Source organism: Glutamicibacter nicotianae (assembly GCF_002797775.1).
GTDB classification, from domain to species: domain Bacteria; phylum Actinomycetota; class Actinomycetes; order Actinomycetales; family Micrococcaceae; genus Glutamicibacter; species Glutamicibacter nicotianae.
The window spans coordinates 3,264,620-3,278,531 of sequence record NZ_PGEY01000001.1 but is presented as its reverse complement, the minus strand read 5'-3'; the positions used below and the strand labels follow the sequence as shown (position 1 = coordinate 3,278,531).

Genomic DNA, 13,912 nt, shown 5'->3' with positions numbered 1-13,912 from the left:
ACTCATCCTATGAGCGAAGCACAGGCATCTCTAGCACCAGGTTCCATCCTCGAATTGGCGCAGAGCACCAAGAAGCAGTGGGAGCTGGGCCAGGTCCGGCTCATTGCCAGCGGCACCTTGGCGCAGGACGGAACTTTGCAGCCCAGCAGCCTGCACGAAGCCACCTGGCAGCTGTCGATTCGTTCCATAGAGAAAGCCGCAAGCTTCACGCCGGCGCTTTCGGCTCAAGTGTTCACCTTGATCGCCGGCGACTTCGCGCAATTGGAAGTTGATGGGCACCAGCACGGACTGGAACCTCTGCGCCCCCTGAAGTTCGACACCGGCAAGCCCGTCGAGGCGAGCCAGCCCACCGAGGAATTGCTCATCGTCCACGTGGCTGCCGAACCGGCGCAGGTGCGGGCCACCGTTCGCATTGTGGAACTGTCCAAGAAACGCGAGCAGTACCTCTTTGACGGGCAGCTGGGCATCATGGTTCAAGGTTCTGCCAAGCTCTTGCTCGGCGACAACGAACAGCAGCTGAATCTGCGCGACACCGTCGTAGGCTCCGATGCCGCTGAACCACGCATCTCGGGCCGCGGTTTCATGGCCGTAGCCTCTTTCGACCAGCGTTAGCCTATTCCGGCGCTCGCATCCGTTTTCGCAAGATCCGTAGATCTTCGCGCCCCGCCATTCGCTGTTCCGGCCAGCAATGCCTGGGCATAACAGCAATCCCGGTTGTTCACCCGGCAGCGACCGCGACCCGTCCGAAACTCGAACATTTCACATTTCCTGGCTCGTTCCACGGCGACCTAATGGGCGAGCCAGCACCTGCGGATTGCCGGAAATGCCAGCTCACCGGCGATTCATGGGCTTCTGCGAAGGTCCGTTTTGAGAGGCCCTTCACCCTTCAGCTGCCCGAGATTTGAGTTAAATTTCATTCTTCTTCGCAGCCGAATCGGTCACTTTCACTAACTTTCCATGTTTTGGCTCACAAACACCGCAAGAACCCGAAAATTTTCATTTTCGCGAAGAACCGCAAATCTTAATTCAAAAAACCTCTGGTGAACCCCTTACCCCTGCGGAAAAGTAGTTGTCACGAAGAAGTTCACAAGATCACCTTCCGATCAACATGAACCCGCAGCTTGTGCGAAGGAGCCAAGGCAATGACTACCGAGAACACCAACGAAACCTCGATCGACAACCGCATCGCAGCCATCGAAACCGACTGGGAAAACAACCCCCGCTGGGCCGGCGTCACCCGCGATTACAGCGCCGCAGACGTTGTGAAGCTCCAGGGCCGGGTCCAGGAAGAGCACACCCTGGCCAAGCGCGGATCCGAGAAGCTGTGGAAGCAGCTCACCGAGGAAACCCCTACCGGCGGCTACACCAACGCATTGGGCGCACTGACCGGCAACCAGGCAGTGCAGCAGGTCAAAGCCGGCCTGCGAGCCATCTATCTTTCGGGCTGGCAGGTGGCGGCAGATGCCAACCTCTCTGGCCAGACCTACCCGGACCAGTCGCTGTACCCGGCGAACTCGGTGCCGCAGGTTGTCCGCCGCATCAACAACGCCTTGCAGCGTGCCGACCAGATCGAATTCTCCGAAGGCATCCAGACCGTCGAGGACTGGATGGTCCCGATCGTCGCCGACGCCGAGGCAGGCTTCGGCGGCCCGCTGAACGCCTACGAGCTGATGAAATCCATGATCACCGCCGGCGCCTCGGGCGTCCACTGGGAAGACCAGCTGGCATCCGAAAAGAAGTGCGGCCACCTCGGCGGCAAGGTGCTGATCCCGACCCAGCAGCACATCCGCACCCTGAACGCGGCCCGCCTGGCTGCCGATGTGGCTGGCACCCCTTCGGTGGTCATCGCCCGCACCGACGCCGAAGCGGCAACGCTGATCACCTCGGATGTCGACGAACGCGACCAGGAATTCATCACCGGCGAGCGCACCCCCGAAGGCTTCTACAAGGTCCGCAACGGCATCGAGCCATGCATCGCCCGCGCCAAGGCCTACGCACCGTATTCGGATCTGATCTGGATGGAAACCGGCACCCCTGACCTGGAGCTGGCCCGCAAGTTCGCCGAAGCGGTCAAGAAGGACTTCCCGGACCAGATGCTTTCCTACAACTGCTCGCCATCGTTCAACTGGAAGAAGCACCTGGACGACGCAACCATCGCCAAGTTCCAGCGCGAACTCGGTGCCATGGGCTTCAGCTTCCAGTTCATCACCCTGGCCGGCTTCCACGCCTTGAACCACTCGATGTTCGATCTGGCCCAGGGCTACGCGAAGGACGGCATGAGCGCCTACGTCGAGCTGCAGGAACGCGAATTCGCATCCGAGGCTGCCGGCTACACCGCCACCAAGCACCAGCGCGAAGTCGGCACCGGCTACTTCGATGCAATCTCCACGGCGCTGAATCCCAACGCCTCCACCCTGGCCCTGGTGGGATCCACCGAAGAAGGCCAATTCCATTAGACCCTGATGGGTCGATGGTGCTAGCCGGCAAAGGCGCCGGCTAGCACCAACACCATTTACAAGTTTTTAAGGACGCTGCCATGAACTCCCCCATCACCCTGAACAACATCACCATTACCGCTACCCCCGTTCGCTACCAGGAGCAGATCCTGACCAGCGAAGCCCTGGACTTCCTTTCGGCCCTGCACACCGCATTCGAACCGCGCCGTGCCGAACTGATGCAGCGCCGCCAGGTCAATCGGGCCCGCATTGCCAACGGCCGCGATCCGAAATTCCTGGACGAGACCCGCGCAATCCGCGACGATGAATCATGGCAGGTGGCCCCGATTGCACCGGGGCTGGAAGACCGCCGGGTGGAAATCACCGGCCCGATCGAACGCAAGATGGCCATCAATGCGCTGAACTCCGGCGCCAGGGTCTGGCTGGCCGACATGGAGGACGCATCCTCGCCGACCTGGCAAAACGTCATCAAGAACCAGGTCAACCTGATCCGCGTGCTGGATCAGGAACTGGACTTCACCGCACCTGATGGCCGCGAGTACAAGCTGAACACCTACGACTTGAAGCAGCTGCCGACCATCGTGGTCCGCCCTCGCGGCTGGCACCTGCCGGAGAAGCACCTGCTGGTTGCCGGCACGCCGATGTCCGGTGCGCTGGTGGACTTCGGGCTGCACTTCTTCCACAACGCCAAGCGTCTGCTGGCCGCCGGACGCGGTCCGTACTACTACCTGCCGAAGCTGGAAAACCACCTGGAGGCGCGGTTGTGGAACGACGTGTTCAACCTGGCCCAGGACCTGATGGATATCGATCGCGGCACCATCCGTGCCACCGTGCTGATCGAGACCATCACCGCAGCCTTCGAGATGGAGGAAATCCTCTACGAGCTGCGCGAGCACTCCTCGGGGCTGAATGCAGGACGCTGGGACTACATCTTCTCGATCATCAAGAACTTCCGTTCCCGCGGACCGCGCTTCGTCTTCCCGGATCGCGACACCGTCACCATGACCGCACCGTTCATGCGGGCCTACACCGAGCAGCTGGTGCGTGCATGCCACCGCCGCGGCGCTTCGGCCATTGGCGGGATGAGCGCTTTCGTTCCGAACCGCAAGGACGCCTCGATCAACGAGATGGCCTTCGGCAAGGTCCGCGAGGACAAGGCCCGCGAAGCCGCTGACGGTTTCGACGGCTCCTGGGTGGCCCATCCGGACCTGGTGCCGGTGGCCCGCGAGGTGTACGACGAGGTGCTGGGCGAGAACCCCAACCAGTTGCAGCGCACCCGCGAAGATGTGGAGGTGTCGGGTGCTGCCCTGCTGAACGTGGAAAGCGTGACCGGCAAGATCACCGAACGCGGCATCCGCGACAACATCGAGATCGGCATCCGCTACATCGAGTCCTGGCTGCGCGGCAATGGCGCGGTGGCCCTGCGCAACCTGATGGAAGATGCCGCCACCGCGGAGATCTCCCGTTCGCAGCTGTGGCAGTGGATCCACCAGTCGGCAATCACCGACGAGGGCGAGATCATCACCCGCCGCTGGGTGCAGGAACTGACGGAGGAAACCATGGATTCCCTGGAGCGCTTCGAAGGCGATCGCTTCGAGGAAGCTGTGGAGATCTTCGAGGCTTGCGCACTGCGCGACGACTTCCCGACCTTCCTGACCAAGAACGCCTACCTGCGCTACCTGGACGCACCAGCGCGCACCTTGGAAATGGCAGGCTAGGCAACCGCCAGACCTGGCCGGCAAGAAACAGTCGTCCCTGAACACCGGCCGCGGGAAACGGCATTCACCAGTTGGCAACCGCTCCAACGGGTGAGTGCCGTTTTTCGTGCGCAAAAGTGGATACGCTATACCCATGGCCTTCCAGTTCAAGAACCCGGCCGAGGACCTGTGGCAGCCAGACCTGCTTGGCGAGGATTTCTCGCAACGGCCGCTGCCGATGTCCGATGGTTCCACCGCGACTCTGGTCAGGCACCGTCCGCGCAGATCGCTGCGCTGGCCGCCTCCGTTGCGCGGAATCGCGGTGCTCTATGTGCATGGCTGGTCCGACTACTTCTTCCAGTCCGAGCTGGCCGAGTTCCTTTCCGAGGCCGGCGCGGATTTCTACGCCCTGGACCTGCGCCACTATGGGCGGAACCTGCCCTTGGACCGGGCCACGGGCATCGCCGAGCACAGCAGCCCCGGCTTCACCACCGATCTGGAAGAGTACTTCGAGGAGTTCGACGCGGCCCATCGGATCATTTCCAGCGCGCATCCGGGAACCCGCTTCGTGCTGCTCGCCCATTCCACCGGCGGGCTCAGCGCATCACTGTATGCGGCAGCCAACCCGCAGACGGTCGATGCGCTGGCGTTGAACAGCCCGTGGCTGGAATTCCAGGCCAGCGAGATCGGGCGCACCGCGTTGGCCCGGATCGTCCAGGCTGCCAGCAACCGGAACCCGCACCGCCTGTTGCCCACCGTGGACCCCGGGTTCTACACCCGCACGGTCTCCAGCCAGTTCTCCGGGGAATGGGACTACGACCTGGGCTGGCGTCCAGCCAACGGCTTCAAGCTCACCGCAGGTTTCATTTCTGCGGTCTTCGCAGCGCAAGCCAAGGTGAAGAAGGGGTTGGACCTGCAAATGCCCACGCTGGTGATGCTCTCGGCGGAAGACTACCTGCTGCCCCGCTGGCATGACACCGCTACCCGCGCCGATGTGGCGCTGAATGTGCAGGTCGTTGCCCAGCGCAGCATTGATCTGGGCCGGGAACTGCATCTGGTGCGCCTGCCCGGCGCGCTGCACGATGTGTTCCTCTCGTCGCCGAAGATCCGCTCCAAGGCCTACATGGCGCTGGGTTCATGGCTGGCGGTGGTCAAGAACCGCCAACGGGATTCGCAGCTGGCCGCCGCAATCCGCCGGATCCTTCCTTCCGGCAGCTAGCATGGCCTAGCCCGCCACCCGGTTGGGCACCTGGTCGTTGACCAGTTCCAGCTGCCAGGACCCGGACTCATTGCCAATGATTGCTACCGAGCCATTGTGGATGGTGTCCAGCTTGTAGCCGGCGAAGTGCGAGAGCGTGTAGCGGATAATGGTGCCGTGGCAGATCACCGCGACGTTCTTGCCAAGGTAGTCGGCGGCAATCTGCTCGATGGCGCGCAATCCGCGCTCGACCACCGAATCCAGCGGCTCGATTCCGCCGCCGTGCTTATCCGGCCACAGAGCCAGCGCCTCGGTTTCCACCATGCCCTCGCCCTGCGCGTAGTCGCGCTCGATCAGCAAGTCATAGCTCGGGCCCAATTCAAGACCAAGCCCGTCGGCGATGATCTGCGCGGTCTCGCGCGCACGAGACAGCGGCGAGGAGACGATGGCATCCCACTGGCCGGGCTCCAGCACGGAGACGGCCTCGCGGGCCTGGGCGCGCCCGGTGTCGTTCAAGGGGATGTCGCTTGAACCCTGCAAGCGGCCTTCGAGATTCCATTGCGTCTGTCCGTGGCGGACGAATCCAAGTTTCATGAGCCTCATTCTTCCACCCTGTCCAGTGACCCGTGTACTGGCTGGTGGCAAAGCTCACGATAGATCTGCAACACTTAAGTGCGTCAAAAATCCTGGGAACACATAAGATTTTCACGGCTGCGCCCTGCCATTTGCACGGGCCCGCCCCATCGAACGCACCCCTTACAGGATCCGAGCATTACTATCGTGAACGAAATAAAGGCGTCTCTCGCCCGCGGGCTGACTGCCCGCCACATCCGCTTCATGGCCCTCGGCTCAGCTATCGGAACGGGCCTTTTCTACGGCTCCTCTTCTGCCATCCAGGCTGCTGGCCCTGCCGTTCTCTTCGCGTACATGATTGGCGGCGCTGCCGTTTTCATCGTGATGCGCGCCATGGGCGAGATGGCTGTCAAGCATCCGGTGTCCGGATCCTTCGCTCACTACGCTTCGCGCTACCTTGGCCGCTTCGCAGGCTTTGTCACCGGGTGGACCTTCGCCTTCGAGATGGCCATTGTCGCGATTGCTGATGTCACCGCGTTCGGCATCTACATGGGATTCTGGTTCCCGCAGGTCGCGCAGTGGATCTGGGTCCTGGCCATCGTCTTGCTGATCGCCGCGATCAACCTGATGAAGGTGAAGGTCTTCGGCGAAACCGAATTCTGGCTGGCCATCGTCAAGGTGACCGCGATTATCGCGATGATCGTTGGCGGCGCGGCGCTGATCATCTTCGGCTTCAATTCCCCTGAGACCGAAACGGCTACCGGCTTCGCCACCCTGATGAGCGCCGGCACCCTGTTCCCCAATGGCTTCGTGGGCCTGCTGCTGTCCTTCTCCGTGGTGATGTTCGCCTTCGGCGGCATTGAAACCATCGGCATCACCGCAGGCGAAGCTGACGATCCGGCCAAGTCGGTTCCGGCTGCCATCAACACCGTGCCGTGGCGCATCCTGCTCTTCTACGTAGCTTCGCTGGCAGTGGTCATGATGCTTTTCGACTGGCGCCAGATCGACGGCTCGGCGTCGCCGTTCGTGCAGATTTTCGACGGACTGGGCATCCCGGCCGCGGCCCACGTGCTCAATGCCGTGGTGATCACCGCGGCCGTCTCGGCGATCAACGCCGATACCTTTGGCGCTGGACGCATGCTCTTCGCCATGTCCGAAATCGGCCATGCCCCGAAATCGTTCGGCCGGATCTCCCGCAACGGCGTGCCATGGATGACCGTGGTCGTCATGGCCATCGTGCTGCTGGTCGGCGTGGTGCTCAACGCCCTGCTGCCCGAAGCGCTCTTCACCATCATCGCTTCCATCGCCACCTTCGCCACCGTTTGGGTGTGGATCATGATCCTGACCTCGTACCTGTCGATGCGGCGCAAGGAAGCCGCGGCGGGCCGTGGACCGGGTGTTGCCCGCGAGTATGCGGTGCCCGGCGGTACCGTAGCCGCGTGGATCGCGTTAGCCTTCATGGTCTTCGTCGTTGTGCTCCTGGCCCTGAGCCCGGCTACACGCGTAGCCCTGTACACCGGCATCGCCTGGCTCGTACTCCTGGCCGTGCTCTTCAAGCTGCTGGTTCGCCCTGCGGCTCCGGTCAAGCAGGACAGCGACTCGCTGCTGGGCTAACCACCGAGAAATAAAATATGCTTGGCTTCGCATATAGCAAAGCCAAGCATATTTTTTCTTCTTACTCGATCTCGGTCAGGGATCCGTTCCGCGGTCCCGGGGAAGCATCCGGGCCCTTGGATGCGCGCTGCTCCTGGATTAGCGCCAAGCTTGCCCAAGCAAGCATGCCGGCAGCAACTATCCACAGGCTGCCCAAACCCAGCCGCAGATAGGCCAGGACGCCACCCAGCGATCCGATGGTGATCATCAGCCACAGCAGTGCGTAGCGTGCCCATAGCATTCGGTAGCCGCCACGATCCGAGCCGGTGGCCAGCCCGATGATTGCTCCGCCCAACGCCTGGCCGAGCTTGACCAATGTGCCGGTCATATATGTCAGGCCCAAGGCAACCTCGCCCGAACGGGTGTAGGAAACATTCACCGCTCCCATGGCGGCGGCCAGCAGCAGCGCCGTCAGCTGCGGCAGGGCCTGCCCTGAAATGGCCGCAGCGAGCAGCAGTACCGCACTGAAGTACATGGCCACTGGCCGGCGCAGCTTCTCCAGCCGGAGAGTCAGCAGGGTTGCGAGGATGACGCCGCCAACGAAGCAGCCGACCAGTGACATGGCCAGGGCCCATCCGGCAAAATCTCCTGTCATCAGAGCTGCGGAGGAACGGGTGGAGTTGCCTGACATGAACGACAGGAAGTAGCCGCCGAAGTGCACGAATCCGACACCATCGACGAACCCTGCCATCGCCGTAATCGTCCCGGCGAACAGGATCCCGCGCCATCGAAGATTCTTTGCCACCTGTCTCGCTTTCTCTCGCCATCGCCGTTGTCCCCATTCCGCAGGAACCCTCCCATTATCTCTAGCCGGAGTCGGCAACCACGGATGCGGAATGCCCGGGGAGCAAAAGTTGTTACCTCAAGCATGAGTGAAAATACTGCTGCCCCATCCCTGGAAGAAAAGCGCATCCGCGTCGATATCTTCTCCGACATTGCCTGCCCATGGTGCTTCATCGGCAAGCGCCGCTTCGAGCGGGGTGTCGAAGCGTTCGAATACTCCCAGAACGTGGACGTCTACTGGCATTCGTACCAGCTGGATCCAAGCCTGCCAGAGAACTACGACGGCAGCGAAGCCGAATACCTCTCCAAGATGAAGGGCTTGGGCCAGGATCAGGTGTCCCAGATGCTTGATCATGTCACCGCCCAGGCAGCTGGCGAAGGCCTGGACTACGACTTCGCCAATCTGAAGGTCGCTAATTCCTTCACCGCGCTTCGAGTTCTGGAATATGCCAAGCAGCATGGCGCTGGAAGCGAAATGAAGGAAGCGCTGCTTTCTGCGCACTTCGAAAAAGGCCTGGATACCGGGGATGAAGAAACCCTGCTACAGCTGGCCGGATCGCTAGGCTTGAATACTGGCGAACTCCGCTCAGATCTGGCTTCCGGCGCCTATGCCGAAGAAGTCAACGCAGATATCGCCCAGGCCCGTGAGCTGGGAATCAGCGGAGTCCCCTTCTTCATCATCGATGGGAAGTACGGCATTTCCGGCGCGCAGCCAGCCGAGGTCTTTGCCAACGCCCTGACCCAGGTCCACTCCGGAAACGTGCAGAGCCGGTAGCGGGCTATTTAGCGCAGACGAGCTTGCCATCCGAAGTATCGAGCTTGCGTTCTTTTACGAGGCCTTCGAACTTCTCCCCCAGCGCCAGGTCCACCCGGCTTCCCCACTTCGTCTCGTCGTAGATGAATACGATGCCGGGGATCTGGCGCTGCACGGTGAATGCCTGGGCATAGCCATCAGGTCCGGCAATGACTGCACCGGAGGTATCGGAGAGCGATTTCCACCCGGAAGTCAGCGAAGAAATCTTGAAGCCGCGCTTTTCCAGTGCCTTGGCGGTGTCACCGGCAAGCCCTGGAATGCTGGTCGTATTCAGCACGCGTATTTCTACTTCTGCAGGCGTCTGGTACTTGAAGTCGATGGCCGGGCAGTTTGGATTCTCGATTTCTGCTTCGCTTGGCTCCGGGCTCTCAACTGCGGCGGGTTCGGCACCCAATTTGATCGTTCCATTGAAAACCAGCACGGCGCCGACCAGTACCGCGATCACCAGCAGGGCCATCACGGAGAAAACAATATGCTGGCGTCTGCGGGCACGCTTCTTTGCTTGTCCATCCGAGCTGAAACTCAATTCCTGCTCGTCGACAATATGCGCACCGTGCCATTGCCCCGGATCATCGCGATCACGCATCATTCCACCTTGCTCTGGTCAGCCTTCGGCAGCCGCTGGCCTGAAGGAGACCTCATCGTCATCCTCGTGGCGCTAGCTTATCTAACTGGCGTCCAGATCCAATACGCGCGCGTGTATTACGGAGCGATGATGAAGCGCCGAACGCAGCGCACGGTGCATCCCGTCTTCCAGATACAACACGCCCCGATAGCGCACCACGTGCGGGAACAAGTCGCCGTAGAAGGTGGAATCCTCGGAGAGCAATGTTTCAAGATCCAGGGTCGCTTTGGTGGTGACCAGGTCGGCCAACTTCACCTGCTGAGGGGGAAGGCCGCTCCAATCACGCGTCGACGAATAGCCGTGGTCTGGGTATGGCCGGCCCTCACCGACCGCTCGAAAAATCACTATTCAAGCATACGGACAAACTCTTGCGAGCCCCATATTTCCAGATCAGTGAGGGGTTCGCGGTTGCGGGAGACACCGGTTCCGAAGGCGGTGCGGGCTGGCCGCCAGCACCCGGGCTCGGCCCCCGAACGCCGGGAACATAATACAAGTGAATGCGAATAATCGGGCACGCAATGGGAAAATGCAAGGATTGTTACGCTGCGGGAAACGTGGGGGAACCGGGCGTAACTTTAGCTAGTAACAATCGCGTCATAAGGTGCACTCTAGGTTTATGAATAACGTAGTCACCGAGATCCCACTGCTCGATATTTCTACCGCGCGCAATGCTGACGGCTCCTTCAACGAGGAATTCGTAACCGCGCTTCGCGATGCCGCACACCGCGTCGGGTTCTTCCAGATCGTCGGCTACGGCGCGTACGCCGGCCAGGACCAGGAGCTGCTCGACACCATCGCGGAGTTCTTCCGCAAGCCGGTCGAGCAGAAGGTCAAGCTCGATAACCGCAACAGCGCCCAGTTCCGCGGCTACACCCGCATGGGCACGGAAATCACCCGCGGCCGCGCCGACGCCCGCGAGCAGATTGACTACGGACCGGAACGCGAGACCCTGAGCGTCGTTCCCGAGGACAAGCCGTATTTGAACCTACAGGGCCCTAACCAGTTCCCTGCAGACTTCCCCCAGCTCGAAGAGCGCGCCATGGCGTGGGCCGAACTGATGAACAAGACCGGCCACGAGCTGCTTTCGGCCATCGCCGTAGGCCTGGGCCTGCCCGAAGACCACTTCGATGAGCCATTCGCCGATACCCCGTCATGGATGGGCAAGCTGGTGCACTACGTTTCGGGCGACGTTGTCCCGGAGTCGGGCAACCAGGGCGTTGGCCTGCACGCGGACTACGGCTTCGTCACCCTGCTGCTGCAGGACCAGGTTGGAGGCCTGCAGGTGCAGCCCTACGGCCAGGAAGAGTGGATCGAGGTGCCGCCTACCCCAGGTGCACTGGTAGTGAACCTCGGGGAAATGCTTGAAGTGGCCACCAATGGCTACCTGATGGCCACCATCCACCGCGTCATTGCTCCTCCAGCCGGTGTAGACCGCTACTCGGTGCCGTTCTTCTACTCCCCTCGCCTGGATGCAGTGATCGACAAAGTCGAGCTGCCAGCCGACCTGGCTGCCGACGCCCGTGGCGTTTCCGATGATCCAGAGAATCCAATGCTGGCTTCCTATGGCGCAAACGTGCTCAAGGGCTGGCTGCGAGCCCACCCGCAGACCGCGGCCATCCACTACCCGGAGCTGGCCAAAGGGCGCAAGAGCGCCTAGGCATTGAGCTCCTGCGGGGATCAGGAGCCCAACCGCGAATCCTGTTGGCGTCGAGCCGGTGAGAAATTGCCGACCCGGCGCCACAGGTCATTAATGCGGCTTGCTCATTCAAGGCTTGAAAGCACGCAGAATTCATTTCCCTCAGGATCAGCCATCACGATCCAGCTCTCGTCCTCTTGCTGGCCCACTTCGGCATAGCTGGCCCCCAAGGCAAGGAGACGGTCGACTTCTTCTTGCTGGCTGGAGCCTTGAGGACGCAGATCCAGATGGAGGCGATTCTTGACGCTCTTGGCTTCAGGCACTTGAGCGAACGTCAGCTTCAACCCGTGCTCGCCTTGGGCTTCGGATCCAATGCTGACCAATCCGGCTTCTTCTTCCAGCACCTCGAAGTCCAGTGCTTCGCACCAGAACCTGGCCACCAGCATCGGGGTGGCGCAATCGACAGCGATCTCGCTCAATACACTTGCCATAGTCTTACCTTGTCGAAAGATTGCTAAACAGTTGCCACGGATACTACCCCTCAGATTCGGGCAATGCCGGCAAGCAAAAAAATAATGTCTCGGGACATCGTTCGTACGATGTCCCGAGACATTACATTGGCGGAGGATAGGGGATTTGAACCCCTGAGGGCGTTAACCCAACACGCGTTCCAGGCGTGCGCCATAGGCCGCTAGGCGAATCCTCCTCAGTTTGCTCCGAGGAGCAGGATCCAGCATATCTAAATTCTCGCTCAATCACGAATCGAGCACTCCCCCGACGATCCCCGGAGCATCTCCAAGGTGCCAAACCCCTGAAATTCGGCGGTATTTCACCTTTTCACCACCTCGATTCTTTCTTTGAAAACCGCAGTTTGAACAGACCGATACTGTAAGCATGAGTAAAAGAGAGGCATTTCACAGCCAAGATGATCCTCGGCGGCTGCCCATTAGCCCTCCGGGGACAAGGCGCATCCCCGGAATTGACGGGCTTTGGGCAGCGAACCTGGATAAGGACAATCTCTTTACCCAGATTGCCGCCACCGCCACACACCTCTACGAGCAGCCACCGGTCACAAGTTCCGCCCAAGGGCTGGAACGGCTGAAGGCCATTGCACGGTTGCACAGCATGCTCGATGCTGCCGAGGCAGCAGTATTGGCCGATAGCTACGAATATTTGGTTGCCGAGACAGTCAGCCAGGGATCCCAAGAACCTCTGCTGGATGACCTTGGGGAAATTGAAGAGCCCGTTGAAGATCAATCCGCATATTTCTACGGCGTCAATCGTTCCGATGAATCGCTGATCCGTTCATCTTTTGTCGCCGAAGCAGCGGTGGCCCTGCGATCCTCAGAAAGGAAAGTCCAGGACAAGTTATTCTTTGCCGAAGGGCTGCGCCATCTTTGCCCAGATATCTTGGACGCGCTGAGCGTCGGCGAGATCACGACGAGATCCGCGCAAGAGATCGTCAAGCACTCCCAGGATCTAGCACCCGAGGATGTGCAGCTGATGCAGCAAACCTTGCTGCCGATAGCTCGGCAGGCCACCGACTCCGCAGTTGCCCAACGCGCTCGGAAAATGCATGAACGCCTGCACCCCAAGCCGATCGAGGAACGCCACAAAAAAAGTGCAGAGGACCGCAAGGTCATCTATTGGCACGAGGCCAATGGCATGAGTGTCATCCAACTCCACCTGCCAGCAGAAAAAGCATTGGCCATCATCAATACGGTCAATTGGCATGCAGTACGCAATGCTGATCCAGCTGATCACCGGACCGAACAGCAACGACGGCTGGATATTATCTGCGATGCCTTGCTCGATGGCTGGCCGGCAACCGAAGGGACCCCGCTGAAAGCCCGTGTCGCTGTCACGATTCCTGCCCTGGAAATGCTCGCTGATCCTAAACGCGCATTGGCGGATCTCGAAGGCTACGGACCCATCCCCGTAGGGACGGCACTGCTGATTGCCAAGGATGCCCCGTCTTTCATCAAGGTGCTCACCGACCCCTGGTCCGGGGCGGCCATAGACGTCGGCCGCGAAAAGTACCGTCCGTCGAAGGCACTGCGTGATCTGCTGCGGAGCCGAGATGTGGCTTGCAGATTCCCAGGATGCAATCGGCCAGCCGAATCAGCTGAGATAGACCATATCGATGCATGGGCCAAGGGCGGGCATACCACCCGGAGCAACACTCATCTATTGTGCAAGCGGCACCAGATGTTCAAGCATGTGCTGGGGTGGCAGGCGACATACCTTCCGGACGGTTCGGTGAACTGGCGGTCCCCCAACGGCATGATCTGCGTTGAGCTTCCCGGCAGCGTCACCAGCGTGCAGAACTTCGATTTCGAGAAAGAGCAAACGCCCATGCTGCCGACCATCGAACTCAATGACCGTGTTCGCCGCGTGCTTGGCTGGTTAGAACCGCCTGAAGAAAGCACCGCCTGAGAACTAACAGCAACCCTGCTCAGGATTGGCCAGTTGAGATC

The 13,912-nt window shown here is 60.7% G+C and carries 13 protein-coding genes and 1 tRNA gene; 8 read left to right on the top strand and 6 right to left on the bottom strand.

What is annotated here, in order from left to right:
- Positions 1-9 precede the first annotated feature (9 nt).
- The 4 genes from ATK23_RS15260 to ATK23_RS15245 all read left to right on the top strand — a co-directional run bounded on the left by ATK23_RS15260 (position 10) and on the right by ATK23_RS15245 (position 5,372).
- Positions 10-612 carry a HutD family protein gene (locus tag ATK23_RS15260; protein WP_066143785.1) on the top strand — a complete coding sequence of 201 codons (603 nt, stop codon included), beginning with the start codon at positions 10-12 and terminating at the stop codon, positions 610-612.
- Positions 613-1,142: 530 nt separating this feature from the next.
- A complete protein-coding gene (gene aceA, locus ATK23_RS15255; protein ID WP_038993781.1) occupies positions 1,143-2,456 on the top strand; it encodes an isocitrate lyase in 1,314 nt (437 codons plus the stop codon).
- An 80-nt stretch (positions 2,457-2,536) separates the two neighbouring features.
- Positions 2,537-4,174, top strand: coding sequence for a malate synthase A (aceB, locus tag ATK23_RS15250; protein ID WP_066143781.1), 1,638 nt, complete (start codon positions 2,537-2,539; stop codon positions 4,172-4,174).
- A gap of 133 nt (positions 4,175-4,307) precedes the next feature.
- A complete protein-coding gene (locus ATK23_RS15245) occupies positions 4,308-5,372 on the top strand; it encodes an alpha/beta hydrolase (protein WP_066143776.1) in 1,065 nt (354 codons plus the stop codon).
- 6 nt (positions 5,373-5,378) lie between these two features.
- On the opposite strand, the gene ATK23_RS15240 is transcribed toward ATK23_RS15245, so the two are convergent.
- Positions 5,379-5,945, bottom strand: coding sequence for a histidine phosphatase family protein (locus ATK23_RS15240; RefSeq protein WP_066143773.1), 567 nt, complete (start codon positions 5,943-5,945; stop codon positions 5,379-5,381).
- Positions 5,946-6,131: 186 nt separating this feature from the next.
- Here ATK23_RS15240 and ATK23_RS15235 point away from each other — a divergent pair, with 186 nt between their 5' ends.
- A complete protein-coding gene (locus ATK23_RS15235; protein ID WP_066143770.1) occupies positions 6,132-7,538 on the top strand; it encodes an amino acid permease in 1,407 nt (468 codons plus the stop codon).
- Positions 7,539-7,599: 61 nt separating this feature from the next.
- On the opposite strand, the gene ATK23_RS15230 is transcribed toward ATK23_RS15235, so the two are convergent.
- Complete coding sequence (locus ATK23_RS15230; protein ID WP_245858457.1) at positions 7,600-8,322, bottom strand: YoaK family protein; 723 nt, start codon at positions 8,320-8,322, stop codon at positions 7,600-7,602.
- 123 nt (positions 8,323-8,445) lie between these two features.
- On the opposite strand from ATK23_RS15230, the gene ATK23_RS15225 reads away from it, so the two are divergent.
- Positions 8,446-9,135: a DsbA family oxidoreductase gene (locus tag ATK23_RS15225; RefSeq protein WP_066143765.1), complete on the top strand. Its 690-nt coding sequence runs from the start codon at positions 8,446-8,448 to the stop codon at positions 9,133-9,135.
- A gap of 4 nt (positions 9,136-9,139) precedes the next feature.
- Here ATK23_RS15225 and ATK23_RS15220 read toward each other — a convergent pair whose 3' ends face one another.
- Positions 9,140-9,760, bottom strand: a complete 621-nt coding sequence (locus ATK23_RS15220; protein WP_066143762.1) for a LytR C-terminal domain-containing protein — start codon at positions 9,758-9,760, stop codon at positions 9,140-9,142.
- A gap of 81 nt (positions 9,761-9,841) precedes the next feature.
- Positions 9,842-10,144, bottom strand: coding sequence for a type II toxin-antitoxin system VapB family antitoxin (locus ATK23_RS15215; protein ID WP_038993786.1), 303 nt, complete (start codon positions 10,142-10,144; stop codon positions 9,842-9,844).
- Positions 10,145-10,415: 271 nt separating this feature from the next.
- Between ATK23_RS15215 and ATK23_RS15210 the strand changes: the two genes are divergently transcribed.
- A complete protein-coding gene (locus ATK23_RS15210) occupies positions 10,416-11,456 on the top strand; it encodes an isopenicillin N synthase family dioxygenase (protein ID WP_038993787.1) in 1,041 nt (346 codons plus the stop codon).
- 104 nt (positions 11,457-11,560) lie between these two features.
- On the opposite strand, the gene ATK23_RS15205 is transcribed toward ATK23_RS15210, so the two are convergent.
- Together ATK23_RS15205 and ATK23_RS15200 are read right to left on the bottom strand one after the other, a co-directional pair.
- The gene (locus ATK23_RS15205; protein WP_066143760.1) at positions 11,561-11,926 is read right to left on the bottom strand and encodes a VOC family protein; all 366 of its coding nucleotides are present in this window, start codon (positions 11,924-11,926) and stop codon (positions 11,561-11,563) included.
- A gap of 127 nt (positions 11,927-12,053) precedes the next feature.
- Positions 12,054-12,141 (bottom strand) — tRNA-Ser (locus ATK23_RS15200).
- 188 nt (positions 12,142-12,329) lie between these two features.
- On the opposite strand from ATK23_RS15200, the gene ATK23_RS15195 reads away from it, so the two are divergent.
- Complete coding sequence (locus ATK23_RS15195) at positions 12,330-13,871, top strand: HNH endonuclease signature motif containing protein (protein WP_083515682.1); 1,542 nt, start codon at positions 12,330-12,332, stop codon at positions 13,869-13,871.
- Positions 13,872-13,912 lie beyond the last annotated feature (41 nt).

Coding starts and splice junctions, on each gene's coding strand:
- ATK23_RS15260 (WP_066143785.1), top strand. CDS start 10: ATGAGCGAAGCACAGGCATCTCTAGCACCAGGTTCCATCCTCGAATTG.
- aceA (WP_038993781.1), top strand. CDS start 1,143: ATGACTACCGAGAACACCAACGAAACCTCGATCGACAACCGCATCGCA.
- aceB (WP_066143781.1), top strand. CDS start 2,537: ATGAACTCCCCCATCACCCTGAACAACATCACCATTACCGCTACCCCC.
- ATK23_RS15245 (WP_066143776.1), top strand. CDS start 4,308: ATGGCCTTCCAGTTCAAGAACCCGGCCGAGGACCTGTGGCAGCCAGAC.
- ATK23_RS15240 (WP_066143773.1), bottom strand. CDS start 5,945: ATGAAACTTGGATTCGTCCGCCACGGACAGACGCAATGGAATCTCGAA.
- ATK23_RS15225 (WP_066143765.1), top strand. CDS start 8,446: ATGAGTGAAAATACTGCTGCCCCATCCCTGGAAGAAAAGCGCATCCGC.
- ATK23_RS15220 (WP_066143762.1), bottom strand. CDS start 9,760: ATGCGTGATCGCGATGATCCGGGGCAATGGCACGGTGCGCATATTGTC.
- ATK23_RS15210 (WP_038993787.1), top strand. CDS start 10,416: ATGAATAACGTAGTCACCGAGATCCCACTGCTCGATATTTCTACCGCG.
- ATK23_RS15205 (WP_066143760.1), bottom strand. CDS start 11,926: ATGGCAAGTGTATTGAGCGAGATCGCTGTCGATTGCGCCACCCCGATG.
- ATK23_RS15195 (WP_083515682.1), top strand. CDS start 12,330: ATGAGTAAAAGAGAGGCATTTCACAGCCAAGATGATCCTCGGCGGCTG.